The organism is Tautonia marina, assembly GCF_009177065.1.
In the GTDB taxonomy this organism is placed as follows: Bacteria; Planctomycetota; Planctomycetia; order Isosphaerales; family Isosphaeraceae; genus Tautonia; species Tautonia marina.
In genome coordinates, this window is record NZ_WEZF01000014.1 from 169,335 (window position 1) to 195,084 (window position 25,750).

Annotated in this window: 23 protein-coding genes; 11 read left to right on the plus strand and 12 right to left on the minus strand. The window is 66.0% G+C overall.

Features of this window, described 5'->3' with window-relative positions; genetic code table 11:
* Nucleotides 1-5 precede the first annotated feature (5 nt).
* The 3 genes from GA615_RS17595 to GA615_RS17605 all read left to right on the plus strand — a co-directional run bounded on the left by GA615_RS17595 (nucleotide 6) and on the right by GA615_RS17605 (nucleotide 2,344).
* Nucleotides 6-560 (plus strand): hypothetical protein, encoded by a 555-nt coding sequence (locus tag GA615_RS17595; RefSeq protein ID WP_152052626.1) that lies wholly within the window; start codon nucleotides 6-8, stop codon nucleotides 558-560.
* A gap of 239 nt (nucleotides 561-799) precedes the next feature.
* Nucleotides 800-1,672, plus strand: a complete 873-nt coding sequence (gene larE, locus GA615_RS17600; protein ID WP_152052627.1) for an ATP-dependent sacrificial sulfur transferase LarE — start codon at nucleotides 800-802, stop codon at nucleotides 1,670-1,672.
* 159 nt (nucleotides 1,673-1,831) lie between these two features.
* Nucleotides 1,832-2,344 (plus strand): hypothetical protein, encoded by a 513-nt coding sequence (locus GA615_RS17605; protein WP_152052628.1) that lies wholly within the window; start codon nucleotides 1,832-1,834, stop codon nucleotides 2,342-2,344.
* Between the two features lie 51 nt (nucleotides 2,345-2,395).
* Here the strand turns inward: GA615_RS17605 and GA615_RS17610 are convergent, their stop codons facing one another.
* From GA615_RS17610 to glgC, 3 genes are all read right to left on the minus strand, one after another.
* Nucleotides 2,396-2,860, minus strand: coding sequence for a hypothetical protein (locus tag GA615_RS17610; protein WP_152052629.1), 465 nt, complete (start codon nucleotides 2,858-2,860; stop codon nucleotides 2,396-2,398).
* A 138-nt stretch (nucleotides 2,861-2,998) separates the two neighbouring features.
* The gene (locus GA615_RS17615; RefSeq protein WP_152052630.1) at nucleotides 2,999-4,135 is read right to left on the minus strand and encodes a DUF1559 domain-containing protein; all 1,137 of its coding nucleotides are present in this window, start codon (nucleotides 4,133-4,135) and stop codon (nucleotides 2,999-3,001) included.
* 371 nt (nucleotides 4,136-4,506) lie between these two features.
* Nucleotides 4,507-5,733: a glucose-1-phosphate adenylyltransferase gene (gene glgC, locus GA615_RS17620; RefSeq protein WP_152052631.1), complete on the minus strand. Its 1,227-nt coding sequence runs from the start codon at nucleotides 5,731-5,733 to the stop codon at nucleotides 4,507-4,509.
* Between the two features lie 281 nt (nucleotides 5,734-6,014).
* On the opposite strand from glgC, the gene GA615_RS17625 reads away from it, so the two are divergent.
* Nucleotides 6,015-7,049 (plus strand): alpha/beta hydrolase family esterase, encoded by a 1,035-nt coding sequence (locus tag GA615_RS17625; protein ID WP_152052632.1) that lies wholly within the window; start codon nucleotides 6,015-6,017, stop codon nucleotides 7,047-7,049.
* A gap of 60 nt (nucleotides 7,050-7,109) precedes the next feature.
* On the opposite strand, the gene GA615_RS17630 is transcribed toward GA615_RS17625, so the two are convergent.
* Together GA615_RS17630 and GA615_RS17635 are read right to left on the minus strand one after the other, a co-directional pair.
* Nucleotides 7,110-8,096: a DUF1559 family PulG-like putative transporter gene (locus GA615_RS17630; RefSeq protein WP_152052633.1), complete on the minus strand. Its 987-nt coding sequence runs from the start codon at nucleotides 8,094-8,096 to the stop codon at nucleotides 7,110-7,112.
* Nucleotides 8,097-8,237: 141 nt separating this feature from the next.
* Entirely contained in the window at nucleotides 8,238-9,323 is a 1,086-nt protein-coding gene (locus tag GA615_RS17635; RefSeq protein WP_152052634.1) for a hypothetical protein, read from the minus strand.
* A 472-nt stretch (nucleotides 9,324-9,795) separates the two neighbouring features.
* Between GA615_RS17635 and GA615_RS17640 the strand changes: the two genes are divergently transcribed.
* From GA615_RS17640 to GA615_RS17650, 3 genes are all read left to right on the plus strand, one after another.
* Entirely contained in the window at nucleotides 9,796-10,248 is a 453-nt protein-coding gene (locus GA615_RS17640; RefSeq protein ID WP_152052635.1) for a hypothetical protein, read from the plus strand.
* Between the two features lie 156 nt (nucleotides 10,249-10,404).
* The gene (locus GA615_RS17645) at nucleotides 10,405-12,138 is read left to right on the plus strand and encodes an alkaline phosphatase (protein WP_152052636.1); all 1,734 of its coding nucleotides are present in this window, start codon (nucleotides 10,405-10,407) and stop codon (nucleotides 12,136-12,138) included.
* A gap of 170 nt (nucleotides 12,139-12,308) precedes the next feature.
* Entirely contained in the window at nucleotides 12,309-12,776 is a 468-nt protein-coding gene (locus GA615_RS17650) for a hypothetical protein (RefSeq protein ID WP_152052637.1), read from the plus strand.
* A 107-nt stretch (nucleotides 12,777-12,883) separates the two neighbouring features.
* On the opposite strand, the gene GA615_RS17655 is transcribed toward GA615_RS17650, so the two are convergent.
* Nucleotides 12,884-13,495 (minus strand): zf-HC2 domain-containing protein, encoded by a 612-nt coding sequence (locus tag GA615_RS17655; RefSeq protein ID WP_152052638.1) that lies wholly within the window; start codon nucleotides 13,493-13,495, stop codon nucleotides 12,884-12,886.
* Nucleotides 13,485-14,210, minus strand: a complete 726-nt coding sequence (locus tag GA615_RS17660) for an RNA polymerase sigma factor (RefSeq protein WP_152052639.1) — start codon at nucleotides 14,208-14,210, stop codon at nucleotides 13,485-13,487. The genes GA615_RS17655 and GA615_RS17660 overlap by 11 nt, the downstream gene beginning before the upstream one ends.
* Before the next feature lie 60 nt (nucleotides 14,211-14,270).
* On the opposite strand from GA615_RS17660, the gene GA615_RS17665 reads away from it, so the two are divergent.
* Nucleotides 14,271-15,296, plus strand: coding sequence for a GNAT family N-acetyltransferase (locus tag GA615_RS17665; RefSeq protein ID WP_161602406.1), 1,026 nt, complete (start codon nucleotides 14,271-14,273; stop codon nucleotides 15,294-15,296).
* Here GA615_RS17665 and phoU read toward each other — a convergent pair.
* The 4 genes from phoU to guaB form a co-directional block, all read right to left on the minus strand.
* Nucleotides 15,272-16,009, minus strand: a complete 738-nt coding sequence (phoU, locus tag GA615_RS17670; protein ID WP_152052641.1) for a phosphate signaling complex protein PhoU — start codon at nucleotides 16,007-16,009, stop codon at nucleotides 15,272-15,274. The two genes, GA615_RS17665 and phoU, sit on opposite strands and share 25 nt — an antisense overlap.
* 159 nt (nucleotides 16,010-16,168) lie before the next feature.
* The gene (locus tag GA615_RS17675; protein ID WP_152052642.1) at nucleotides 16,169-16,432 is read right to left on the minus strand and encodes a hypothetical protein; all 264 of its coding nucleotides are present in this window, start codon (nucleotides 16,430-16,432) and stop codon (nucleotides 16,169-16,171) included.
* A 71-nt stretch (nucleotides 16,433-16,503) separates the two neighbouring features.
* Complete coding sequence (locus GA615_RS17680; protein WP_152052643.1) at nucleotides 16,504-18,258, minus strand: hypothetical protein; 1,755 nt, start codon at nucleotides 18,256-18,258, stop codon at nucleotides 16,504-16,506.
* Nucleotides 18,259-18,598: 340 nt separating this feature from the next.
* Nucleotides 18,599-20,107, minus strand: a complete 1,509-nt coding sequence (gene guaB, locus GA615_RS17685; protein WP_152052644.1) for an IMP dehydrogenase — start codon at nucleotides 20,105-20,107, stop codon at nucleotides 18,599-18,601.
* Between the two features lie 502 nt (nucleotides 20,108-20,609).
* On the opposite strand from guaB, the gene GA615_RS17690 reads away from it, so the two are divergent.
* The gene (locus GA615_RS17690) at nucleotides 20,610-22,025 is read left to right on the plus strand and encodes a TolC family protein (protein WP_152052645.1); all 1,416 of its coding nucleotides are present in this window, start codon (nucleotides 20,610-20,612) and stop codon (nucleotides 22,023-22,025) included.
* A 34-nt stretch (nucleotides 22,026-22,059) separates the two neighbouring features.
* Entirely contained in the window at nucleotides 22,060-23,478 is a 1,419-nt protein-coding gene (locus tag GA615_RS17695) for a multicopper oxidase family protein (RefSeq protein ID WP_152052646.1), read from the plus strand.
* Between the two features lie 360 nt (nucleotides 23,479-23,838).
* Here GA615_RS17695 and GA615_RS17700 read toward each other — a convergent pair whose 3' ends face one another.
* On the minus strand, nucleotides 23,839-24,783 hold the full coding sequence (locus GA615_RS17700) for a carbon-nitrogen hydrolase family protein (RefSeq protein WP_152052647.1): 945 nt from the start codon (nucleotides 24,781-24,783) through the stop codon (nucleotides 23,839-23,841).
* 379 nt (nucleotides 24,784-25,162) lie between these two features.
* On the opposite strand from GA615_RS17700, the gene GA615_RS17705 reads away from it, so the two are divergent.
* Nucleotides 25,163-25,750 (plus strand): DUF262 domain-containing protein (locus GA615_RS17705; RefSeq protein WP_201750222.1); only part of this gene is annotated, 588 nt, incomplete at its 3' end.

Consider the following 25,750-nt stretch of genomic DNA (forward strand, 5'->3'; position numbering starts at 1 on the left):
GTCCCATGAATCACGCCAACGATGCCCGAGGTTCGTTCTGGTCGGCCCGTCGCCTCGCTCGCCTGGTTCCGAGGCGGGCTCGGTGGCATCTGCTGGCCCTGCTTGTGGCGTTTGTTGCGATCGGCCCCGCCTTGTTCGCCGATCGCAGCCTCGGCCAGCCCGGAGACGAGCCTCGCCCCGAGCGCGACGTGACCCTGTTCGGCCTCCGGGCCGATCCGGGCAAGGATCGGATCGACCCCCTGCTCTCCCCCTACGCCGCCCCCCTGCGTAAGCTCGTGCCCGGCCACGGCTTGACCCTGCTCGACGCCGCCAGCCAGCGCCTCTCATCGAATCAATCCGTCTCGTGCGACCTGGGAGACGGCCAAACCCTGAAGGTCGTGCTGCTGGAACCCCTCGGGGCCGACGGCAAGGTCCATCTCCGCGTCCAGTTACTCGACGACGATCAGACGCGGCCCGTCTTCGTCACCGACGTCCGTACCCCTCCCGATCAACTCGTCTTCCTCGACAAAGCCCTGGAAGGCTCCGAGTCGCTGCTCCTGATCGGCGTCGGCGCCCGCTGAACCGAGCCGGCGTTCCTCGCGTCGCATCTCGTGGCGAGTGCGTCGCGTCCTCGAAGACGCACCCGACCAAAAGGCCGCCTCCGAGACGCTGCAATCGCCCTGTGTCCGGATGCCGAGCGCTTGAGCCGATCGCGCTTGCCTCGTAATAATAAGAGATGTGCCCACAGCTCCCCCTTGGGGGTTGATCGGGCGGCGATCGAAGGACGGACTGCGGCTTCCTATCCGGCGGAGGTGCCTTGATGAGTGACTGGAACGACCCGGAACTGGCCGCGATGCGAGATCGGCTGATCGCGGCTCTCCGTGGTTACGGAAAGGTCGCGGTCGCCTTCTCGGGGGGGATCGACAGCACGGTCGTGGCCCAGGCGGCGCACCTGGCGATCGGGGAGGATGCGATCGCCGTGACCGCCGTCTCCGACAGCCTGGCCGAAGGCGAGCGCGAGGAGGCCGAGGCCCTGGCCCAGCAAATCGGCATCCGCCATCGGGTCATCCACACCTCCGAGTTCGAAGACCCGAACTACCTCCGCAACAATCCCGACCGCTGCTACTTCTGCAAGAGCGAGCTGTACGGCCGCCTCGCCCTGATCCGGGCCGAGCTGGGGGTCGACGCCGTGGCCTCCGGCGCGAACCTCGACGACGCCGGCGACCATCGCCCCGGCATGAAGGCCGCGGCCGAGAACGGCGTCGTCCACCCGTTGCTCGATTGCGAGCTGACCAAGAACGACGTCCGCAAGCTGGCCAAAGCCTGGGGCCTGCCGACCTGGGACAAGCCCGCCACCCCTTGCCTGTCGAGCCGGATCGCCTACGGCGAGGAAGTCACCCCCGAGCGCACCCGGATGATCGACCAGGCCGAGCGATGGCTCCGCGCCCGGGGGCTCCGGATCGTCCGCGTCCGCTACCACAAAGGGGACATGGCCCGCGTCGAGGTCCCGCTCGACGAGCTGCCGACGATCGCCTCGGCCGAGGTTCGCACCGAGATGGTCCGGGCCTTCAAGGACCTCGGCTTCAAGTTCGTGACACTCGATCTCGAAGGGTTCCGATCCGGGAGCAACAACCTGGTCATCCCCTCCGAGAACCTCATGAAAGGGCTCGTCGTCCCGGCCGTCGGCCGCTGATCTCGCCCCGGTGAGGTCGCGAACACAGGCCATTGAGCCGGGATGAAACGGGGCCATCCCGGTCGTGCCTTGATCGACCCTCGCTCCGAGTCGTTCGCCGTCCGTCGGATTCGAACACCGATCCGACCCGGACGGCCCCCTCGAAAGGACCGCGCTGTCATGGCCAAGGCGACCTGCCGATGCGGTCAACTCTTGACCGTGCGCGACGATCGAGAGGGCCGGGTGGTCTGCCCGAAGTGCGGGGCGAAGGTCCGGATCCGCATCAACCGAGGCCCGGATTTGACCCCGGCCGACGGGTTCATCCGCTTCAATTGCTCCTGCGGCCGACGCCTGAAGGTGCCGGCCGCCTCGCCTCCTTCGCATGGCAAGTGCCCCGACTGCGGGCGGATTGTCCCCGTGCCGGGGGTCGGCAGCGGTCCCGAGCAGCGCACCGACGACCTGCTACCCGAAGAGGCCCGCTTCCTGGATCAGTGGGCCGCCGAACACCGCGATCGCGGCAGCCGGAAGCCGGAAAATGTGCCTGCCGGGCCGAACGCCCCGCCGTCGAACCATCCTCAGTCGCCGGTCGAGAAGGTCGAGGCCGGCCTGCGGCTCTGCCCGAAGTGCGGCCGCCCGGTCCACCTCGGCTCCGACGTCTGCCGGCACTGCGGAACCTCCGTCCCCCGCCGCTGAGCGGAACAGAATCGAGGGCGACTCCCTCAGCGGGGGCGGTACCGGCGTCGATCATTCCTCGGGGTCGTTGCCGGCCTTCGGGGCGGCGGCGAACTCGTCGGCAGTCATGGTGGTGAGCGTTCGGTTGAGCAGGAGGACCGAGCCCCCCTGTTCCGGCGCTTCCTTGACGTAGGCGAGAATCGCCGAGTCGTCGGTCGTGCCGATTTCCTCGCCCGTGTCCGGCAGGGTGGCTCCCCATCGGACGATAAACTCACCCGACCGAATCCGCTCGAAACCCATCGGCGCGGCCATTTCGAGCGAGGGAACGGCCTGGACATCCGCGAAGCTCTGTGGGGGCTCCCCCTTCTCGATCTGGTACATCCGCAGCAATTCGCCGACGTCCAGCAAGTTCGTGTCGCGGAATTGTTCCTCGGTGGCGGGCGTATTCCCGTCGCCGCAGCCAGGCAAGGTCACGATCACGGCGGCGCAGAGCAACCCAAAGGCCACGATCCGAGTCGTGGCAAGGCGAAGACGCATCGACGAAAGCTCCTGAGAAAAAGTCCGTGTCCGAACAATCGAGGGCATGAGCAATCCTCGGGTGCGACCGGAGGCCGCATTACGGACTCTGGACACCCCCGAGGATCAGGCGTTCGAAGAACGAGGATCAAGCCAGTCTCAGAGCTGGTCGGCGCTGATGACCTCGCCCCCCTGACGGCTCCCGGCGGCTCGCCAGACATCGGGGTTGACCGTCTCCTTGATGAACTTGACGCTGCCGTCGCAGTTGGCCGCGTTCACGCCGCCGGGGTGGTAGCTTCGGGCCGCCGCGTGGTTCTGAACGTAGTTGCTCGACCCGCAGTCGGAGAACCGGCTGTTGGGGGTCAGCGTGTGGCTGTAAAAGCCGTTCTGAGGCAAGGAGCGGTAGTACTGCTGGCCTCGATAGTAGATGCGGGTGCTGTAGTTGGGCATCAGGTAGTAGCAACCGCCCTGGTCGGCCAGCGGGGTGACCAGGTTGTCGATTACGACGTTCTGAATGTAGACGTTCAGCGGGTCGGTCGTCGGCACGCCCGAGGCGGCCAGGGTCGAGGCAGCGGCATACGAGCGCCGGGTCTCAGAGAACATCACGGTGTTGCTCGTTCCGTCCCGAATCTGCGAGAGCTTCACCGCGCCCAGGGCCTTGCGGTAATCCGGGTTGACGGTCGTTTGGCCGGGCAGGAAGCGGGGGGCCGACCGATTGATCTGGAAGTTGAACACGCCCAGCCGGTTGGTGTTCGGCTCCTGGAAGGAGAACCCGCTGCCGTATTCCGACGAGGCGGTGTTGCCGGTGCTGGCCACGTAGTTGGCGTAGGCAATGGTGCCGTCCATCTTCGTGCTGTGGATGTCGGACGGGCAGATGTAGGCCGACACCAGGGCGGTCTGAGCCGTGAAGTTCGCGGCCGTCGGCCCGAACAGGTTCAAATTGATTTCAAGGTTAAACGCCGCGTAGGCGGCCGAGCCCTCCATGAACGGCAAGAGCTGGGCCAGCGGGGTGGCCCGACCGCCGCAGGTGCTGCCGGCGGGGTTCTCGGCGGTGCCGCACGGGCCGTTGCCGGGAGGCAAGGTGCCGTAGGTGCTCTCAAAGTTCAGCGCCGCCAGGGCAATCTGCTTCAGATTATTGGTGCACTGGGCGCGGCGAGCGGCCTCTCGGGCACTCTGAACGGCAGGCAGAAGCAAGGCAATGAGCACGCCGATGATGGCGATGACGACGAGCAGCTCAATCAGGGTAAACGCACCGCGGACGGCGGTCGCCCGACGCGAAGAAAACGCGCGACTCATAATTGGCAAGGGTCCTTAGAAACGGCTGTTCAGTCTGATCTCGGAGGGTGGGGGCGGATTCTCGGAAGTAAGGGCGTGTTCCTGGGGCGAGGACCGAAACGGCTCACCCTCGTCGGTGAATCCGCCGGCCGAACGTGATGAAGGACAGCTCGAGGCCACTGCCCCCGGCAACTCAGATCAAGACAGAGAACCGTGACGATTGAAGAAGCAAAGCGGGCGGGAACCCCTTCACACGAGGACGACGAACATCGACCCCGCGTGAGGGTGGCGTATTCTAGGAGGGCTTCGACCGAAATTTCCAGGCCAGGCGCGCGATTTTGTCGATTGTGTTGCTCGGAAACGTCGCACAGGCGGCGGGGCCCGAAGGCCGGTCAGGATGCAAACCGTTCCAGGTCTTCCCCTTTGGGAATCACCGTGATCCCCCCTTCGGTGATGGTAAAGCCCCGAGCGCGGTCCAGCTCCGGGTCGTCTCCAATCGAGAATCCGGGGGGAACGTGAACGTGTTTGTCGAGAATCGCGCGCCGGACCCGAGCGTGGCGGCCCACCTCGACCCCCTCAAACAGAATCGCGTCTTCGACCTGCGCGAAGCTGTTGATGCGCACGTTCGGCGAGAGCAGGCTGCGGTGCGCCCGACCTCCCGAGAGAATCGAGCCGTTGCAAACGATCGAATCGTAGGCCGCCCCGACCCGGTGGTCGATCGCGTGCACGAATTTCGGCGGGGGCAACGAGGGCTGAAAGGTGTGAATCGGCCACGACGGGTCGTACAGGTTCAGACTGGGATCGACCTGAATCAGATCCATGTTCGCCTGATAGTAGGCGTCGAGCGTTCCCACGTCTTTCCAGTAGGCCGCGGCCTTGCGGTTCTCGTCTCGGAACGAGTAGGCGAAGACCGCGTGCGAGTCGAGAATCCGAGGGATGATGTTGTGCCCGAAGTCGTGCCGGCTGTCCTGGTGCTTGGCGTCCTCGAACAGCAGCTCGAACATCGTTCGGGTCTTGAAGACGTAGATCCCCATCGACGCCAGGGCGATGTTCGGCTGACCGGGCATCGATTCGGGGTCTTCGGGCTTCTCGGCGAAGCCGATCACCCGGTGCTGATCATCCACGTGCATCACGCCGAAGTCTCGGGCTTCGAGCCGAGGGACCGGCAAACAGGCGATCGTCAAATCAGCATCGCGCCGGCGGTGCTCGGCGATCATGTCCGCATAGTTCATCTTGTAGATGTGATCGCCGGCCAGAATCAACGTGTCTCGGGTCCGCTCCCGTTCGATCCGAAAGATGTTCTGGTAGATCGCGTCGGCCGTGCCGGCGTACCAGCTCTCGGCGATGCGCTGCTCGGGAGGCAAGACCTCGACGAACTCCCCCAGGTTCGGCGCCAGGAACTTCCACGACTTGTCGATATGGCGATTCAGGCTAAACGCCTTGTACTGCGGCAAAACCAGGATCTTGCGAATTCCGGAATTGATGCAGTTCGACATCGTGAAGTCGATGATCCGATACACCCCGCCGAACGGTACGGCAGGCTTGGCCCGATCTCGGGTCAAGGGATCGAGTCGCGTGCCCTTGCCGCCGGCGAGCACAATGGCGATGACATCCTTCATTGATTTCCAACCGAGCCGATTGCCGGGGAGAGCCGAGCGCGACACCGCGGCCTTGCAAGCGTCATTCCAATCATTCTGCGCGAGGAACCTTGCGGAACCAAGGGCTTCGCTCCTCATCCTTGGAGAAGGAGCCGCCCCCCGGCCTCCTTCCTCGGTCGGTCCAAAGAATCTCACAATCGGCATAGGCAGACGAACCGATTCCGAATAAAGTGCCGCGGTTTCTCAAGGAGTGGACGAAACTGCGATCTCAACTTGACCCCCCGACGGGAGCGCGACGGATTATGACCGCGCCACCGCCGATCCCGCCCGATCGAGCCCGATGGCTCGGCGTGATTGTGCTTGCCGTGCTGGCGCTGGCCGCCCGCCGGACCGAAAACCCCGAAGCCTTTGCGAACTCGACCCATCCCCGCTTCGACGATTCCCAAGAGGGGCGTCATCAGGGAACGATCGAGGTCGCCGGCCATTCGTGGTCCTTTGCCCTTCACGTCCCGGCGGGCTACGAAGCCGATTCCGACCGCCAATGGCCCCTGGTGCTGGCCCTGCACGGCGCCTCCGGCTCGGGGACCGCCTTCCTCGACGAAGCCGGATGGGACGACCTGGCCGATCGCGAAGGGGTCATCATCGCCGCCCCCTCCGGCCTTCCCATGCGCCCCGAGGTCAGCCCAAGCCGCGTTTTCAACCCGAGGCTCTGGAACAGCCGCCAGCATCCCCCCGATCGCCCTCGAAGCCAGGTGGACGACCTGGCCTTCTTCGATGCCTTGCTCGACGAGATCACCCGGCGATGGCGGATCGACCCCGATCGGATCTACGCCGCCGGCCACTCCAACGGCGGAGCCATGGCGCTTCGGCTCGCGGCCGAGCGGTCCGAGGTCTTCGCCGCCGTGGCCTCGGTCGCCGGCTTGCGCTACGTCGAGCCTCCCAACGAGGCCCGCGGGGTGTCCATTCTCACCATTTTCGGCGGGGCCGACCCCCTCTTGCCGACCGAGGGAGGGCTCTCGGTCCTTCCCTGGGAAGTCCGCCGCACTCCCGAAATCCTGCCCGAACTGAAGCGCTACGCCGCGCAGATCGGTTGCCCCCAGGTGGACACGGTCATCGAGCACGACGGCCCGATGCACTTCTTCTTCTACCCTCCCAGCCCCGAGGGAGCCACGCTCGGATTCATCCTGCTTGACCGGCACGGCCACGCCTGGCCGGGCGGACAGGCTCGCCTGGCCGAGCCCTTGCTGATCGGCCCCCGGAACGACCTGATCGACGCCACCGCAGTCATCTGGAAGTTCTTCGCCCACCGCAGGCGACGTTCCGACGAGCCCTCCTGATCGACGAAGAAACGATCTCAATACCGTCATGCGGCTTCGATCCGGTGGAGTCGGCGTCGGTCATTCGGAGTGGGAGATGATCTCGCCGCCGTTGCGGGTGCCCAGGGCCCGCCAGGTGGCGCGATCGATCGAGGAGGAGAACCAGCGGACCGAGCCGTCGGCCATCGCCGCGTTCACCCCGCCCGGGTGGTCACTCCGGGCGGCGAAGACGCCGATGCCGGCGTAGTTCGGGTTGCCGCAATCCGGGATCCGGCTGTTGGGCTCGACCATCGCGTAGAAGGCCGTGTACATCGCCCCGTGCAAGAGCCAGGCGTGCCCGCCATCGAGCTGGACGGTCCGGATCCCGCCCTGATTCGCGCAGGTTTCGACGAGCGAGTCGGCTTCGTATGGCAGGGGCGAGAGGGACAGATAGATCCAGTCTCGCGACGGGTCATAGCGTCCGGCCGCGCCGCTGCCGACCTTCTTCTCGGAGAATGCGAGGGTCTGGGAGAGGCCGTCGGTGAACGATGCCGGCGACAACATCGACCAGTGGGAGAACGCCCCGTCCTCGGAACCGGGCCGGTTCCGGCGGCGGTCGCCCAGCCCCCAGTTCGTCCGGTAATTGATGCGCCCCGGGACGTCGGCCGGACCCGAATCGGACGGGCAGATGAAGCCGGCGACGTGGGTCGTCAACGCCGTCCAGTTCGCGGGCGGGAAATGGTCGAAATAACGCATGTGAAGATCGTGATTGATCGAGTCGTAGACGTTTCCCAGTTCGAGATGGGGGAGCAACTGGGAGACGGCCGGCAGGTATCCGATGGGCGGCGGCCCGTCCAGGCGGTGGTGCGGGTCGGCGGGGAAGCCCCCATTGGCGGCCTCGAACTGATGGGTCGCGAGCCCGAGTTGCTTGAGGTTGTTCGTGCATCGGGCCCGTCGCGCCGCCTCCCTGGCCGACTGGACGGCCGGGAGCACCAGGCCGGCGAGGATCCCGATCACGGCGACGACGACGAGCAGCTCGATCAGCGTCAGCGCCGACCTCGGCCGGGTCATCCGGCGGGGACCAATCATGACCTGGGGCTCCCGTTCTGGCAATCTCAACTGATCAAGTCACGCCGAATCTTTGAAGCGTTAGGGGAGGTCACAACCGAGATCCGGTCGCGGTCGCATGACGGAAGTCCTCCTCCGAAATGAGGTGATCGTTCCACGGATTCACGATCGGCCTGGACGAGCCTCGTCCCACATCCGGCCCCCCTTGAGGAAGAACCAGACGCCGATCGCGGCGAGCACGACGAGGCCGAGGCCGATCACCCAGGCCGGTCGCCCCTGCCCCGACGAGGGCAGGTGAACCGTTGCCTGCGCGGGCGAGGGAAGCTCCATCGGCGGCTCGATGGTGTCCGACGCCGAAGGGTCGTAGTTCGTGAGGAACTCCTGCGCGGAAGTCTTCTCTGAGAGCGGGATGGCGCGATTCAAGACGCGGTCATGGACCCTCGTGGAGGCGGGCAGCTCGATGGCCAGGGCGTCGGCGACCTCGTCGGGGCGGAAGACGATCCGGTTCGCCTTCAACGTCATGAACTGGTAGGGCTGCCCCTCCTTGTGGATCGTCAATCGTGCCCGGGACGGGAACACGCGGCCATCCGGGGCTCGATCGAGTTCTTCGACGTCGAGTCGGGAATACGGGCTGCCTTCCATGTCGATCTCGGCCCGGTGCAACGTCCCGTCCCGCTCGTCGATGAGCAGGCGGACCTCCTTCCCCCGCGACCGGGCGACGAGGAGGATCGAGCCATCGGGGGATCCGGCCGGGGCGGGCTCCGACGCGAATCGGGCGCCTTCGAGGAAACTCGACCACGGCGTGGAACCGCCGAGGAGATAGAAGCTCGCAGGCCGCCAGTCCCCTGGTCGTGTCGGGAGCGTGAGGTTGTAATTCCTCTCGGCCATCCCATCCAGATACGCCTCGGGCGTCAGGTAGAACTGGGCAAACTTGTTGCTCCCGTCCAGTGTCTTGAGCGACTCCCGCGTCCCGTCCCACGCCCACTCGCAGTGGAGCACGGGGGCCTCGGGGCCAAGATCGATGCCGTAGCCCTGGGCCTCGGCCCATTCGCGCTTCGCCGCCCGGTCGGCTTCCATCAGTTCCGGGTCGAACCGGGTCTCGACCATGAAGGTCCCCCCGACCGGCGCGACCGACTCGATGTGGGCCAGGAAGCGCCCGGCGAGGGCGTCGCCATCGACCTGGGCGACCGCCGCCGATGCCGGGCAGGAGACCATCAGGCCGAGGAGGAAGATCGATCGAACACGCATCGGTTTATCCGCTCCTTTCGACACGCCCTGCGAATCGGACGGGGATTTCCAGCGAAGCGCAGCCGGTCTCCACCATGATGCGGCCTCCTTCGGGAGCGAGTCCGGCCGCCGGACTGGGATCGACCCGGATGATGAACTGCCGGTACTTTCCTCGTGGTATCGCACCAACACTCAAATGCTGATGCGCACTTGCAGAACCTTGAGCACTTATAATTGATCAAGTATGGTTGAGCGTATCCTTATCTTGTTGGGCTGTCAATAGGCCGCGATTCTCCATGGTGATTGAATTTTTTTGGCGATTGGGCCGTGTCCTCGGCGAAGGCGTTTTCCTCGCCCCCGGGTGCCCTGACCGCGTCTGGCGCCGGGGTCGAAATTGTGCTTGATCGGAATGCTCCCACCCATCAAGCTCATGGCTCAGAACCCGTCCGTCAGGGTCGAGCGAGCGACTCGGCCGCAGGGGAGCGCCCGAGTCATGGCGATCGACAATCCCTACGAAGCCCCGCGGGCCGAGCTGGCCGCGCCGCCACCGGCCGAAGGCAAGACCTACGGCGGGATCGGCCGCGGGCTCTATCTCGGCCTCGGCTTCCTGAGCTGGGTCGCCCTGGGGGTTCTCCTCGAGGGCCTCTCGGTCGCCTGGCCCGAGGTTTACGATCAAGGTTCGTTGATTATCATGGCAGCCCAGATCGCCGGGATGATCTGCCTGAGCGGCCTGCGCATCCGGAACATGGGCCAGAGTTTCTGGTGGGGCCTGGCGCTCATCGTCCCCGTCTATGGCCTGATCGTCCTGATCCGGTGCCTTGCCTACCCCGAAGGCTGGTCTGACCACCGGACACTCGACACCCCGGGCAAGATCATCGGCAGCCTGATTGCCGCGGTCATCATTCTGCCGCTCGTCCTGATCATCGTTTTCACGATCCTTGCGTGAAGAATTCCCGGGCCGGTTCCCGGAACCCCTGGATGTGTGATACCTTCGGATCTGCCCGGATCTCGGGGCCGGCCCCTGGATCGCCCCACCGACCGAACCGAGGCCCGGGGCTCGCCTCTCCTGCGTTGAGCGTCCATCTCCTGGAGTGACTGCCTGATGATCCCCGCCCTCTCTCGATTCCTCCTGCCTTCCGCCCTCCTCTCGCTCGGGTTCTCGGCCGCAATGGCCGCCGCGGCCCTCGGGCCGGCCCCGAAGGATGACAATGACCCACTCAAGGCGATGCAAGCCGAAGCCATCGCCTCGAAGGCCGAACCGCGCGAACGCCCCTACCACTTCGGCTCTCAGGGCCAGGGCAACGAGTTCTCGAACCACACCAGTCACACCAACCGCCTCGTGCCGGTCTTCACCCTCGGCAAGACGGTCGATCTCAAGAGCATCACCGGAGCCAATAGCTCCTACCGCAATGCCGAACGCCTCCGGGAGCTTTACGGCCAACTTCCCCAGCACACGCTTGACCCCGACGCCGAGTACGGCGATCAGGCCGATCTCTACCGCCTGCAAAAAGAGGCGGTCGAACGCGGGGCCAAACAGCTCTTCGTCGTCCTGTTCGACGGCCTCGACTGGGAAACCTTGAACGCCGCGGCCATCGTCAAGTCGGGCGATCCGAACGCTGGCGCCGCCCTGCTTGCCGGAGAACTCGGACCGGCCTACCAGGCCGATGGCTCACTCGCCGTCGGAGCCGTCGTCACCAGCCCGACGCACAGCGGAGCCAAACTCGACGTCGATCGCCAATCCGTCGCCTTCCCCGACAACGTCCTCCGGGGCGGTTACGACCCCCGATTCGCCGGCCGAGGCCCGTTGCAGGTTCCCGAGCTTGACGCCCCCGGTTACCTCCGCGGACAGTCGGCCACCCCGAGCGAGCTGGCCCAGATCCACGATCACGGCGGCGTCCCTCACGCCTACACCGACAGCTCCTGCAGCGCCGCCGAGATCGCCGCCGGGGTCAAGAGCTACAACAGCAGCGTCAACGTTGCTCCCGACGGCTCCTTCATGACCCCCCTGTTCCACGACCTTCAGCGCGACGGCTGGAAGGTCGGCACCGTGACCAGTGTGCCGATCAGCCACGCCTCTCCCGCCGCCTTCTACGCCCGCAACGTCTCCCGAGACGACTACCAGGACCTGACCCGCGACATGCTCGGCCTGCCGAGCATCGCCACCGAGCGCGGCGCCCCCGAGGTCCCCGGCCTCGACGTGGTCATCGGCACCGGATTCGGTCAGACGGGCAACCTTCAGGCCCTTCAACGCCGCCAGGGATCGAACGCCGTGGCCGGGAACGTCTACCTCACCGACGACGATCTGGCCGCCATCGACACCCAGCACGGCGGCCCTTACGTCGTCGCCCAGCGCACCGAAGGGGCCAACGGCAACGACGTTCTCAATGCCGCCGCCGAACGTGCCGCCGCCCAGGGGCACCGGCTGTTCGGCTTCTTCGGCACTGAGTACGGCCACCTGCCCTATCAGACCGCCAACGGCGGCTACGACCCCGCCCCGGGCATTTCCGGCGAGGCCGAGCAATACGCCTCGGCCGACATCGCCGAGAACCCGACCCTCACCGAGATGACCCAGGCCGCCCTGACCGTCCTCGGCCAGGACCCCGACCAGCCGTTCGCCCTCTTTGTCGAGGCCGGCGACGTTGACTGGGCCTTGCACGACAACAACCTTGATGCCGCCATCGGCGCCGTCTTCTCCGGCGAGGAGGCGATCCGGGCCATCATCGACTGGGTCGAGCAGCACAGCTCGTGGGACGACGCCGCGGTCATCATCACGGCCGACCACGGCCACTACCTCGTCATCAACGACCCCGAAGCCCTGGCCGGTGCGAACCGCTGAGCGCCCCCCTGGTTCTCCAGGAGCCCCCTCCCAATCCCGACGGTGCGGTGCAAAGGCATATCCTGCCGAGCCCGCACCGTTGCGAACCGTTCGAGGCTGCGATACGGTAAGCTCCGCACGTCAATCGACGCGTCTTCATCTCGTTGAACCGATCATGTCCCGGAGGCCCCATGTCGACCCCGACCGATTCGCCCGAATCGACCCCCCCGGCCCCGTCACCGGCCACTCCTCCCGTTGCGTCCTCTCCCGAGGCAACAGACACATCCAAGAAAGCCAAGGCGAAGGTCTCGCCCGCGCGCAACGCCATCTCGATGGTCTTGCTGATCATCCTTCTGATCGTCGGAGGGCTGGAGCTGAACGCCCTGTTCCAGTTCAACAGCGCGGTCGATCGGCTCGACAAGGCGCTGGAAGCCAACGAAGAAGACTTGCTGCCGAAGGATCAGGTCGAGGAAATCCTCGGCAAACAGGCTGACAGTCCCTTGCAGCCCGATGATCCCGGAACGCAGGCGACGACGTACACCTGGCGCGGGGCGCTCCGATCGCACGTCCTGACCGGGTTCTACTCCTATGGCGACGATCCCGGCATGGTCAAGTACGAGATCGGCTCGGCCGAGGCGACCGATCCGGGCGGCGACTGAGCGAGCCCTGCGCGTCTCGCCCTCCCTCACGATGAACCGCACGGAATCGAGCGGATTTCTTGGGTGGCTGGGGTCGTGCCGACCCCAGGCGCCCATCGAACGATACCTTACTGCGTCAGCTCGACCTCGGGCGGCGGCGGCGAAGGAATCGAGCGCGGAGCGGCGGTCGGGATCTCGTCGGGCGTGACCGAGGCGTGCGACTCGCGGTACGCCGCGGCGGGCCGGGGCCGGGGACGAGTCCGTCGCTGTTCGAACTGCTCCGGATTCTCGGGCTTGAGCAACCGAGGCGGATCGGTCGGCAGCAACTGGTCGAGCGCGACGTACTCCTTGACCAGCGTGTCGATCCTCGGATCGCGCCAGGCGCCCAGCGTCACGAGCGAGACGGCAACCAGCAGGCCGGCCGCCAGCCCTCCGGCCAGGGGCAAGGCCCAGGCGCGATGCGGTTCGAAGCCCCAGGCCGTGCGGGCTCGGGGGCGTCGGGCCTGACGGAGCCGTCGCGACAGATCGGGCCAGAGTGACGGGGCCTCCGCGACGATCGGCTCGTCGATCGCCGCGGCCGCCAGCACGCGCTGGCTGGCGCGGAGCGCTTCGAGCCGATGCCGGCAGTCGGGGCATCGCACAAGGTGGCGGTCAACCACCCAGCGGTCCAGGCCGAGGCTATCGCCTCCGGCCAGGAGCGGGAGGCGGGCCCGGACCCATGCACAGGTTTTAATCGGCATGAGGGGCCTCGGGGGAAAAGGCGTTCAAGGGGTCGGTCCCTCCCTGGTCCTGCTGAAGCATCCGGCGTTCCCAGAGCCGGCGGAACTGATCGCGGGCCTTGGCCAGCCGCCATCGGACGGTGGCCTCTCGTCGGCCGACGATCGCGGCGACCTCGGCCGACGAAAATCCTTCCAGGTCCCGCAAGACAAGAATCGTCCGGTCCTTGACCGGAAGCTGTTCCAGCACGAAGCGAACTTCCTGGGCCAGTTCTTCTCGGGGGCGGGGGTCGGGGTCAGACACGTCGAGGGCCGACGGGTTGCTCGGGTCGTCCTCCTCGCGTCGGCGGTCGATCGGCAACGAGGTCATCGGCGGACCCGATCGGCGGCGAAGCTGATCGACCCCCAGATTCACGGCCACCCGAAACAGCCACGGGCCAAATCGTCGACTCGTATCGAAGCGATCGAGCCGATGATACACCCGCCAGAGCGTTTCCTGCGCGAGGTCTCGCGCCAGTTCGTGGTCGTGAACCAGACGGGTCAGAACGCGGAGGAGCTTCCGCTCGTAGCGTCGAACCAGGGTGGCAAAGGCTTCCTCATCCCCTTCCCGGGCTCGTTCCACGAGCCGGGCATCGCCGGCGTCCTCGGCCAGGCCGGGACGGGCCACCAGACCGGGCTCGGTGTCCGAGCCGTCCGAAGCCGGGGCTCCGGGGCGGATTCCGGAAGATTGTAGAGGCATTTGCGTCGTCGGGTCGGGGTTTGGTCGCATATGATAAGTATACGGAGGGATGGCCCGCCCATGTTGGAGGATTCGACCCCTTCCTTTCCCGATTCGGCCTCGAAATCCCGCCCCGAGCCTCCCCAGGCGGCTCGGGCGCTCGGGATCGGTCTGTGCCCTCCCGAAGAGAAAGCCGAAGCCCTCGCGGTCCTCTATCACCGGCTCTCGGCCACGACTCGGGCCAACATGATCGTCGAGTTGCTTCGCCAGGAATCCCGAGGCCACCTCGACCTTTCCGGGCTCTGGATCGCCGCTCGCAAGCGACGCATCGTTGGGGCAATGCTCACCCAAGTGCTTGCAGGACGGGCGATTGCGATCTGGCCGCCCGTCATCGTCCGAGCCTGGGGAGCCGCCTCCTTGGCCTCGTGCATGGTCCGCGAGGCGCTCCGCGTCTCAGAGGCTCGGGGAATTCGGCTGGCCCAGGCCCTCGTCGATGACAGCCAGCCGAAACAGACCGGCCTCGACCTGACTCGTGGCGGCCTGCCCTACGTCACCGACCTCCTTTACCTCGGCCGCCCAACCGCAAATCCTCTTCCCGTTCCCCCTGAAATTCCCAACCTGGAGTGGCAGGGGTATCGTCCCGATCGCCACGACGACTTTGCCCGCATGCTCGAACGGTCGTACAAGGGGAGTCTCGACATGCCCGAGTTGGCCGGTTTGCGCAGCCTCGACGACGTGATGCAGGGGCATCGGGCGCGCGGATCGTTCGATCCGGAGCGCTGGCGGTTGGGGTTCCTTCCGGGCCAGTCCGAGCCGGTGGCGGTCTTGCTGCTGCTGGCCGGCTCAGAATCGACCTGGGAGGTGTCTTATCTCGGCCTGGCGCCGGAGGCTCGCGGTCGAGGGCTTGGGCGTCGCGTGCTGGCCCATGCGCTCGATCTGACCCGGCCCCATGCCCATCGGCTGGAGCTGGCCGTCGATGTGCGCAACCTCCCGGCCGATCGGCTCTATCAGCGGTGCGGCTTCCATGCCTTCGAACGCCGGAAGGTCCACCTCGTCGTCCTCGGCCAACCCGAGCCGCCCCTTCAAGACGGCTCGACGATCGGCTGAGGATCGTCTCGACGCAGAATCGTCCCCTCCTTGACGTAGACGACCGTCTCGGCCAGGTTGGTGGCGTGGTCGGCAATCCGCTCCAGGTTGCGGGCGATATTGATCAGGTGCAGCCAGATGGTGACCTGGCCCGGATCCTGGCGGATCGACTTCTTCAGATCCTTGAGGATCATCTGCCGGCGCCGATCAATCTCCCGGTCCCCCTTGATCACCTGCCGGGCCATGTCCGTATCGCCCCGGGTCAGGGCGTCGAGCGCATCGTGCACCTGTCCCAGGGCTTCGACCCCGAGATACTCCATCTGAGGAGGCAAGGGCACCGGCTCGTCGCGCCGGGCCAGCTTGCGGGCTCGCTTGGCGATGTGAGCCGCCAGGTCCCCCATCCGCTCCAGCTCGTAGCTGATCTTCAAGGCCGAGGTCACCAGGCGAAGGTCCGAGGCCACCGGCTGGTGCAGCGCCAGAATCCGAAGGCAATCCTGCTCGATCCGGACCTGCCAGTGGTCGATCGTCGGCTCGTCGGCCTTCACCTCGTTGGCCAGCTCGACCTTCCCGGAACAGAGCGCCTGCACGCTCGATCGCAGCGAGGTCTCCACCACCGCGGCGAGCTTTAGCACCTCACTCCAAAGCACTTCCAGGTCGCGCACCAGGTGACGATTCAAGTACGAATGCGGCCTATCGCCACCGGTTCCCGTTCCGGTGTCCGGTTCCATCATCATTGATGCGACTCATCTGCTCTGGCGTTCGGGCCCTTGGATGACCGGCAAAACCGCGTGAGACGCTACGAGGCAACTCTCATACCGACCGTTTACTCTACGGAATCCACTCGGATTCATCAATGCAAGATCGGTCTGGTTTGGCGAAGTCTCTCCGTGCGATCACACGTTCTTCATCAGATCGTCACGAGGGGGGGCGTGAAGGGTGCTTCCCGGCCGAAACCTTCGGAAGCGATGCCGCCCATCGTACACGAACGTCTCGATTTCTTCAAACGATTCGGCAGGGTTTTCTCCGGAAACCACGTCTCCGAGCCTCGACCATCGGCCAGACGCCGGAGTGTTCCGACTGGCAACGGGCCTCGAATCGAGGAGGGCTTCCCCCTCTCCCCGCACCAACGCACACGGCCCGAAGACCGGCGAAGCCATCGCCGAATCTCCGGGCCGTGTCCCTCATTGGGATCAAGCTGATCAGGCGTCACCAACACCCGACCCCTCTCTCAATAGCGCTTGCCTTGCAAGGGCGGGCCGACGCCGTGCAGCGGGGCATAGATCAGGTCCGGCGGCACGAGATCGCCCGGCCGATAGTAGCCAAGGTCGTACTCGGCCTCGCTCGGCGTGTCCATGAGAGCCTTATATGGCCAGGTGACAATCTGCGCGGCCATCAAGCCGGCCGAGAAGAACGGCTGGGCAAGCTGGTTCCGCTGCTGGCTCTGCTTCGGGTCGTCGAGCGGGTACGAGAGGAAGCGACCGACCGGACCGAGCTTCTGCTCGACGCTCTGGCCGTAACGCTCCAGGACCGGGTCCTGGAAGTAGAGCGGCAGGTGGCAGGTGGCTGCAGCCGACCAGTACTTCCGGCTCGGCGCGAACCGTCGAGGAGGCATCTCGACATAGTCCTCGGCCACCGGAATCGACTGGATCGGCCGGATTTCCGAGGGGCTTGGCGGTCGGGGCAACTCGATGGCGAGGCTCGACAGCTCGTCTTCCTCGTACATCGGCATCAAGGGGTCGTCCGGCAGCGGGGCCGGGTCAAACCCTTGACGCTGCGCTTCCTCCTGACGGCGGACGATCATCATGACCTCCTCCCGTTGCTCAGGAGTGAGCAGGTCGCGCGGGGGCTCGCTGTTCCGACGCCCCAGGCCGTTCAGTTCCATCGAGCCCCGCGATCCGTCCCCCAACTCGCGAGCCGACAGACTGGTGGGCCTCGGCGGTGCCGTCCGAGCCGGAGCGGGGGCCGCCATCGAGGGTTGTTCTTGCGCCGGCATCGCGGCCCGAGGGGCGGCGCCTCGCTCGCCCAGCTCCATCAACTCCTCGGCCGACGGCGGCAAGGCGGGCAATTCGTCGGGAGGGCTCGGCGGGTTCGAGGCAACCGGCAGACGCTCCGGAGCCGCAGCGCCCAGGATCGCCGACGGCGATTCAACCGCCGGCTGTTCCAGAGCTTCGGGCAGTTGAGGCAACCCGTAGGGCGTCGATTCCGCATCCGGGGCCGGAGCCGGAGCCGTGGCCTGGCTCGGCAACGCGGGCAGATCGCTCGGCCCAGGCAGAGCCGGCGGCACGTCGCTCGACGGAGCGGCCGGGGCGATCGGCGGCAATTCGAGCCCTGCCGGCGCTTCGGGAGCCGGCAACGACTGAGCCGCCGACGGAAGCACGCGGGGGTCGATGCTGATCGGCTCGGGCGGGATGGGGGGCACCAGATCCGAGGCCGCCGGGGCGGCCGGGATGTTCGGGCTCGGGCCTGGACGCTCACCGCCGGTCAAGACCACCCCATCGGGCGATCCAAGCGGGCCGGCGTCGGGCCGAGGAGGCTCGGCCAGCGCAATCGCTCCCGGCAGGGCTCCCGTCCGAGCGCGGCTCGGGCCGCGACGCGCGGTCACCGTGCCCGAGTCGTCGCGGGATGCCTCGGGAGATCGCATCCCTTGCCGGGCGGCCTCGATCCCCTGACGCACTTCCTGCTGCTCTGCCTCGGAGAGTTCCCCGATCCTCGCCTCGGCTTCCCGGAACAGCGTCAAGGCCCGCAGATACTCGCCGTACCGCAGATAATCCTGTCCGTTGCGGAGCAGGTGTCTTGGTGACCGGGCCGAGGCCATCGGGTCACTCGATCCGATGGCCGCCGGCGCCTCGGGAGCCGAAGGGCTCGCACTCGGCCGGCCCGCCGGACGGTTTCCGTCCTGCGCGTAACTGGACGAAACGCTGGCCGCCGCGGCGGCCGTCAGCAGGGCTGTGGTCAGGGTTACGACCGGATAGAGACGACGCACACCGAGCCTCCTTGCTTGCCCTGAGCGGGGCCTTCCCCGCGCCGCGGCCGGGTCGAGTCCCGAGCACGAAGGCCCGATCGCCCTCGGCTCCATTCGATCCCGATTGCTTCCGTAATTCAGACGATCAACCGACCGAAGTTCCCGATCCGATCCGTTCGAATCCACCTGGGCCGATCTGACCCCGGACGTCCCCTTGTGATCGGGCCGGGCCGGGGCTCCGTATTGAGCTGGCTGAAGTCTTCCTGACCCAGCCTGACGACCGAAACGCGCGTGCCCCGTCTTCCCCATCGTGTTGGGGTGGCTGGGGTCATCCCGACCCCAGTCGGAGGCCTCGTTCGACTTAGACCGAATTGCGACTCGACTCCCCCTCAAACGCCGGACTGGTGTAATTGGGGGCTTCCTGGGTAATGACGACATCGTGCGGATGACCTTCAGACACCGAGGCCCCGGTGACCTGGATAAACCGGGTCTTGGTCCGTAGCTCCTCGATCGTCCGGGTTCCGCAGTATCCCATTCCGGCCCGAAGGCCGCCGATAAGCTGGTAGACGTAATCGGCCAGCGGCCCCTTGTACGGGACGCGGCCCTCCACTCCTTCGGGCACGTACTTCTGCGAGGCCGCCGGCTTGCCGTCCGGCCCCTTCTGAACATCTTGTCGGTAGCGGTCGGCCGAGCCTTTGGCCATCGCGCCGATCGACCCCATCCCCCGGTACTGCTTGAAGCTGCGACCCCGGTAGATGATCGTCTCTCCCGGACTTTCGGCCAGCCCTGCGAACAGGCCGCCGATCATCACGCAATGCGCCCCGGCGGCCAGGGCCTTGGCCACATCTCCCGAATAGCGAATCCCGCCGTCGGCGATGATCGGCACCCGCCCCTCGCTCGCCTTCGCACAGTGATACACCGCCGTAATTTGCGGCACGCCCACCCCGCTGACGACCCGCGTCGTGCAGATCGAGCCCGGCCCAATGCCCACCTTCACCGCGTCGGCCCCGGCGTCGATCAAGGCCCGAGTTCCTTCGGCCGTCGCCACGTTCCCGGCCACGACCTCGATCTGGAAATCACGCTTCACCTGCCGAACCGTCTCGATCACGTTCTTGCTGTGCCCGTGCGCCGAGTCGACCACGATCAGGTCCACGTCCGCCTCGATCAACGACGCCACCCGCTCGAAGTCGTACACCCCCACCGCCGCGCCGACCCGCAACCGCCCTCGCGAGTCCTTGCAGGCCAGCGGGTACTTGTGCAGCTTGTCGATGTCCTTGATCGTGATCAGACCTTTGAGCGTAAACTCATCATCGACCAGCAACAGCTTCTCGACCTTGTTTTTCGTCAAGATCCGGTCAGCTTCGTCCAGACTCGTATTCTCGGGAGCCGTCACGAGGTTGGACTTGGTCATGACCTCCTCGACCGGCAGATCGTCCCGCTCCAAAAACCTCAGGTCGCGCCGGGTGAGAATCCCGCGCAGTTTCCGGCCCTCGACGACGATCGGCACGCCCGAGATGTTGTGATCGCTCATCAACTCCCGCGCCTCGGCCACGGTGGCCGTCGGCGGCAGGGTGACGGGATCGACGATAATGCCGTTCTCCGACCGCTTGACCTTGTCGACCTCGATCGTCTGATCCTCGATCGACAGGTTCTTGTGGATGATCCCCAGCCCCCCCTCCTGCGCCAAGGCGATGGCCAGCTCGGCCTCTGTCACCGTGTCCATCGGGGCCGAGAGGATCGGGATGTTCAGGTCGATCGAGGCGGTCAGACGGGTCCTCGTCTCGACCTCCCGAGGGAGCAGTTCCGACAGCGCCGGCTCCAGCAGCACGTCGTCAAAGGTCATCCCTTGGTAGGCGATGCGGTCTTGCATAATCGGGAAATGCCTCCGAACCGACTCCCCGAACGTGCCGAGCGAGTGGTGATTCCTTCGGTGCCTTTCCCATCATATTAGAACGGCCCGCCCTCAAACGAGCAACGCCAACCGAGACGAGCAAATGGCCTCTCTTCGGTCAGGCACGATTTCTCATCGATCTTGATCGGCCAGAATGCTCCGGAAAATGACAAATCTTCCGAAATTTCTGCGCGGACAGATTGGTCGGGGTGGGCGATGGTGTCGCGGGAATCGACCGCCTGCCGCTCCGCTCCTGTCCGATCGCCTGGGACGATCCTCATGATGTTCGACACCGGGGAGCGTTGGTCCCCGGCAGCCTGGGCCGCGACCGCCGGCGGCCTTTCCCATCGATGGTTGCTTACGAAAACCTCCCGAGTTGGGTTGTGCGGGTCAAGTCGGGGGGGGGCGGTGCCGACCAAAAATCATCAGGTGTGGAACGATGGAGAGGATTCGACTGACCGGAAGCTGAGGGGGAACGCAGATGGTCATCAAGACCTCCCGGGGCGCGCCTTGCGTCGTCGTCCTCGCCGGGGTGCTCGCGGCCGCCGCTCCCAGTGCCGGTCAAGAGCCGCTGCGCGAGGGGGCCGAGGAGCGGATTGGTGAAATCTACGTTCCTCCTCCGAGCATTCCCGGACCGATCACCTCGGCGGCACCCGAGGGCATTCCGGCCGCCCCTCCCATCACCCTGGCGTCGCTGGAGGCGACGGCGCTGGCCGCCAACCCGACCCTGCGGCAGGCCGTCGCCCAGGTCGATGGGACGCTGGCCAAGGCCGTGCAGGCTGGCCTCTACCCGAACCCGGTGATCTTCTACCGGGCCCGACAGATCGGCGTCGAAGGCACCCCCGGCGAGTTCCACGGGGGGATCCTCCGTCAGGAGATCGTCACGGCCGGCAAGCTCCGTCTCAGCCGGCAGAAGTACCTCGCCCGGACCCGGACCGCTGAATGGATCGCGATGGCCCAGCAATTCCGGGTCCTCAACGACGTCCGCGTCCACTTCGCCCGCGCCCTGGGCAGGCAAGAAACCGTTGCCGTCCGCGAGCAGCTCGTCCGCAACGCCGAGGATGTCGTCCTGACGACCCGAGAAATGTTCAACGTCGGCCAGGCCAACATGGCCGATCTGCACCAGGCCAACGCCCTCTTGCAGCGCCGTCGGCTCGATCTTCAGATGGCCCGCAACGATCTGGTCGAGGCCCGTGGGTTCCTCTCGGCGCTGGTCGGCGTCGAACTCCCGCCGGCCCCTCTGGCCGGGACGCTCGAAGGGTCCGATGGCCCCCCGCTTGACTACAATGCAACACTGGTCCACCTCATCGAGCACAGCCCCGAGGTGCAGCAGGCCCACGCCAAGCTCGGGGCCGACCGGATCACGATCGACCGCGAGCGCGTCCAGCCGATCCCCAACATTTTCGTCCAGGGCGGCGCCGGCGAGAACTTCGAGGACAGCCCCAATCAGGTGACCGGTATGCTCCAGGTCTTCGCCGAGATTCCCCTGTACGACCGCAACCAGGGGACGATCCGCCAGGCCCAGGCCGACATGATGCGCCAGCAAGGGGAGATCCGCCGCGTCGAACTCGACCTGCGCCGGCGCTTTGCCCAGGAGTACCGCCGCTACCTGACCGCGTTGCAGCAGGTCGAGAATTACCGAAGCGTCGTCCTGCCCGAGACGAGGAGTGCCTACGAGGTGCTTCTCAAGAGCTATCAGGAAGACCGCGCCCCCTGGCCCGATGTGCTCGACGCGGAGCGGGAGTATTTCCTCAGACGCCTCGAATACATCGCGCAACGGATCGACCTGAACGAATCGCTCGCGTTGCTTGAGGGTTTCCTCCTGCACGACGGGCTGAAGGCCCCGGAACGGCCGACGCCGCCGGGTCACATCGACTCCGTCCCCAAGCCGCGCTGACCCGGACGACGACGACTCTTGAGAGGGCCTTCCCATGGACGATGCCGAAAACCGCCGCAATTTCCTGAAGAAGGGCACGGCCGCGACGGTCGGGACATTCGGGCTCTCCTCGGCCACCGCCGGCGCCCAGGAGGCTCGGCCCGAGGTCGACGCCCCTCCCCCCCAGCAGGCCCCCGGGCCGTTCGACGAGTATTCGCGAACCCGGTCGAGCTATGGCGGCCCGCCCGACTCCGACCGCTTCTTCGGCAAGCTCGTGCCGGGCCGTCGGGGCTCAGATCAACCGCCGGTGCCGTTCGAGATGCCCGACGTGGTCACGCTCCCCTGGCGAATGGTGGACGGGGTCAAGGAGTACCGGATCGTCTGCGAACACGTCCGCCGCGAGCTGCTTCCCGGTTACTGGATGGACCTTTGGGGCTACAACGGCAGCGTCCCCGGCCCGACGATCGAGGCCAACCAGGGCGACCGCGTCCGCTTGATCGTCGAGAACCGCCTGCCCGAGCCGACCACCGTCCACTGGCACGGCCTGGAGCTGCCCATCCAGTACGACGGCCCCCCGCACCTGGTGCAAGACCCGATCGAGCCCGGCGGCACCTTCGTCTACGAGTTCGACCTGCACCAGGCCGGCACCTTCTTCTACCATTCGCATATCGCGATGCAAGAAGCGATCGGGATGGTCGGCTACTTCATCATCCACCCCGCCCGCGCCTTCGACCCCCCGGTCGACCGCGACATCGGCCTGATCTTCCAGAACTACTTCATCCCGCCCAATCAGACCGTGCCCAACACCATGGCGATGGAGTGGAACTGGCACACCATCAACGGCCGGAGCGGCCCCTACTCTACCCCGATCGTCGTTCGCCACGGCGACCGCGTCCGTCTCCGCATCCTCGACTTCAGCCCCATGCAGCACCACCCGATCCACCTGCACGGCCACACCTTCTGGATCACCGGACGCGAAGGGGCCCGCATCCCCACCTCGGCCTGGCAAGCGCGCAACACCGAGCTGATCGCTGTCGCCCAGGCCACCGACCTCGAATTCGTCGCCAACAACCCCGGCGACTGGCTACTGCACTGCCACATGGTTCATCACATGATGAATCACATGGTCAAACAGGTCGGCCCCCGCATCCGCGACGGCGTGGACGTGACCCGATACTTCGGCTCGCCCGACGACCGGCCGAGGCCCGTGCTCTCCCGATCAGCCGCCGCCCAGGTCGATCCCGGATATCCGCAAATGATGATGGGCATGGAGATGACCGACGCCCAGATGCACGCCATCACCAACCGCCGCGAGACCCTCGGCATGCGTAAGGGCTGGCCTCGCGCCCTGGCCGGTCTGATGACGGTCGTCCGCGTCCTTCCCGACGACCTCTTCGACCGCGTGATGCACTCCGACGAGGACATCCCCCCCGGCTCCATCTTCGACGAGCTCGTCCGTCGCACCAGCTCATGATCCCCCTCCACGCCCCCCATCAACCCTCCCGCCCCCCGCGAGTGGCCTCGGCGGGTGGTCGAACGGGTAGCCGGGGCAACGTGGAGCAGCGCGAAACGTGCCCCGGTGGCGCCGCTGATCCCGGGGCACGCCTTCGGCTTCGCCCCGGCCACCCGCCGGCGTTTTCTCGACGCCTCAGGAAGGTCGATCCCGCCAACCCTGGTTCCGTTGTCCGGCGATGCGGAGAATGATCCTCCTGTCCAGGGATTCCGAACACAGGTGCAGCCACTCGTGCCAACCAGCCGACACCGCCGGATCGGTCGTTGATCCCCGACCACGCCCGACCCGGAGTCGCCCTGCGGCAACGGATTTTGATCCACGTTACTTGGCGGGCTGTTGATCGGTGCCGATCGGCCTCACGATCTCCCCGTAAGCATCGGGCCTCCTCTGCTGGAGGTTCCGGCTGTTCTGCCGGGCCTGCCGGACCCGTCCCAGATCGATCGTGGCGGTGATGTAGCCCTCCCCCGGTTCCGTGCAGGCGGCGAGGATCTGGGCGGGCCACTGGCCGATCATCGTCCCCGACCCATACGCCTGGTTCGTGGCGACCATCGCGACCTCGTTCTGGAACATCGCAGACTTCACGAGGAAGTCCTCCACCATCCCCCTCCGGCCGTTGATCCAGACAAGCATCTCGGCCCCGTTGAGCGACAGGATGCGGGACGACTCCGGGAACCAGCCGTCGTAGCAGGTCAGGATGCCGACCCGGCCGAAGTCCAGGTCGAAGACCGGGAAGTCCTGCCCCCGTTGCATCGTCCACTCGGGGTCGTTCGTCAGGAACCACGCGTCGTCCTTGCCCTGCGGAGGTCTCGACCAGGGCGGCTGGCCCTCGAAATGGTCCACGGCGGCGTGGACCTTGTGGTACTTGCCGGCGATCTCGCCCGACCGGTCGAACAGAAGGGCCGTGTTGGCATACGTGCCGTCCTCGAAGACCTCCCAGCAACCGACGATTACGAAGATGTTCCCCATCGCCGCCGCTCTTGCGATCCGCTCCGTCTGCGGGCCTGGGACAGCGATCCTGCCCAGGAGATACTCCGGAAAGACAACGAGTTGCGCCCCGTCCCTGGCCGCCCTCTCGATGAAAGGGATCACGGCGTCTGTCGGATCGAATCCGGGGCGTGGCAGGTCGGTCTTGTCGTAGCCGAGGATCTGGACCGCCGCCACCTTCACTTCAGCCGGTTCGAGGAGTTCTTCCCCTCCCCATGCGATGAGCGCGGGGAGCAGCCAGGTCACCGATGCAAGAATTGCCATTCTCAGTTGTGGTTTCACTGATGATTTCTCCCTCGGCCGAGATCCGATCCCGTCGCGTGTCGATCGTCACTTCCACCTCTGATCGCCACGGCCTCCCCCTGGTGGCCCAAGCCGCTCGGAGCCGACCGCCAGCCTCGGACGGGGGGATTGGGCATCGCCTCTTTTTGCCCCGTTGGTGTCCAGGATGACGCCATCATAACGCCTTCACCAGTGGCCGGTGCAACGCAAAGCATGCCCCTGGCTGAGTCAGCCGCCGATTTCCCGATTGATATCACTCGCGCAGCCTCCCTTTCTCGATGATGTTGTCAAGAATGAGCCCCCGTTCCCGATTCCCGCGGACGAGTGGCCCTGGCGACAAGTGGCCGAGGCAACGTGGAGCAGCGCGAAACGTGCCCCGGTGGCGCAGCTGATTCCGGGGCACGCCTTCGGCTTTGCCACGGCTACCCGCCGGCGGGGTTGGGACTTGGGCATTATGGCGTGCTGGGTTAATCTCGGTGGTGCATGGAATCACACCATCCCTGCCCCTCGTGAGACTGGCATGAACGACAACCAGAGTCAGACCGAATCGCTTCTCGACATCGTCCGAGGGATCGAGGGAGAAATCATTCTTTTGCCTGAATTCCAACGCGACTTCCGATGGGAACTGGACCAGACCTATGACCTTTTCGACTCCCTGATCCGTGAAATCTTCATTGGCACAATCATTTACGGCAAGCCTGGGTTCGGGATGACCCTGCGCCAAGTCGACATCCGACCCCGGAAGGGCAAGGGCTCGCGTGCCCCACTAAGAGCAAAGGACTACACGAAGGAAGAGATCGTCCAACAGACTCAGATCAAGAACCTCCGCGTGATCCTGGACGGCCAGCAGCGGATCACCTCGGTCTATCGCGCCCTGGTAGGTATAGACGATGTTTTCGTGGTGGTCAGGCGGGACCTTGACCCTGAAGTCCTCAGCAGCAGCGAGCCCCTGGAGCGTATCTTGGAC

Coding starts and splice junctions, on each gene's coding strand:
- GA615_RS17665 (WP_161602406.1), top strand. CDS start 14,271: ATGTTGGAGGATTCGACCCCTTCCTTTCCCGATTCGGCCTCGAAATCC.
- larE (WP_152052627.1), top strand. CDS start 800: ATGAGTGACTGGAACGACCCGGAACTGGCCGCGATGCGAGATCGGCTG.
- GA615_RS17635 (WP_152052634.1), bottom strand. CDS start 9,323: ATGCGTGTTCGATCGATCTTCCTCCTCGGCCTGATGGTCTCCTGCCCG.
- glgC (WP_152052631.1), bottom strand. CDS start 5,733: ATGAAGGATGTCATCGCCATTGTGCTCGCCGGCGGCAAGGGCACGCGA.
- GA615_RS17615 (WP_152052630.1), bottom strand. CDS start 4,135: ATGAGTCGCGCGTTTTCTTCGCGTCGGGCGACCGCCGTCCGCGGTGCG.
- GA615_RS17695 (WP_152052646.1), top strand. CDS start 22,060: ATGGACGATGCCGAAAACCGCCGCAATTTCCTGAAGAAGGGCACGGCC.
- GA615_RS17655 (WP_152052638.1), bottom strand. CDS start 13,495: ATGCCGATTAAAACCTGTGCATGGGTCCGGGCCCGCCTCCCGCTCCTG.
- guaB (WP_152052644.1), bottom strand. CDS start 20,107: ATGCAAGACCGCATCGCCTACCAAGGGATGACCTTTGACGACGTGCTG.
- GA615_RS17610 (WP_152052629.1), bottom strand. CDS start 2,860: ATGCGTCTTCGCCTTGCCACGACTCGGATCGTGGCCTTTGGGTTGCTC.
- GA615_RS17625 (WP_152052632.1), top strand. CDS start 6,015: ATGACCGCGCCACCGCCGATCCCGCCCGATCGAGCCCGATGGCTCGGC.
- GA615_RS17660 (WP_152052639.1), bottom strand. CDS start 14,210: ATGCCTCTACAATCTTCCGGAATCCGCCCCGGAGCCCCGGCTTCGGAC.
- phoU (WP_152052641.1), bottom strand. CDS start 16,009: ATGATGATGGAACCGGACACCGGAACGGGAACCGGTGGCGATAGGCCG.
- GA615_RS17640 (WP_152052635.1), top strand. CDS start 9,796: ATGGCGATCGACAATCCCTACGAAGCCCCGCGGGCCGAGCTGGCCGCG.
- GA615_RS17605 (WP_152052628.1), top strand. CDS start 1,832: ATGGCCAAGGCGACCTGCCGATGCGGTCAACTCTTGACCGTGCGCGAC.
- GA615_RS17650 (WP_152052637.1), top strand. CDS start 12,309: ATGTCGACCCCGACCGATTCGCCCGAATCGACCCCCCCGGCCCCGTCA.
- GA615_RS17690 (WP_152052645.1), top strand. CDS start 20,610: ATGGTCATCAAGACCTCCCGGGGCGCGCCTTGCGTCGTCGTCCTCGCC.
- GA615_RS17645 (WP_152052636.1), top strand. CDS start 10,405: ATGATCCCCGCCCTCTCTCGATTCCTCCTGCCTTCCGCCCTCCTCTCG.
- GA615_RS17595 (WP_152052626.1), top strand. CDS start 6: ATGAATCACGCCAACGATGCCCGAGGTTCGTTCTGGTCGGCCCGTCGC.
- GA615_RS17675 (WP_152052642.1), bottom strand. CDS start 16,432: ATGGCTTCGCCGGTCTTCGGGCCGTGTGCGTTGGTGCGGGGAGAGGGG.
- GA615_RS17630 (WP_152052633.1), bottom strand. CDS start 8,096: ATGATTGGTCCCCGCCGGATGACCCGGCCGAGGTCGGCGCTGACGCTG.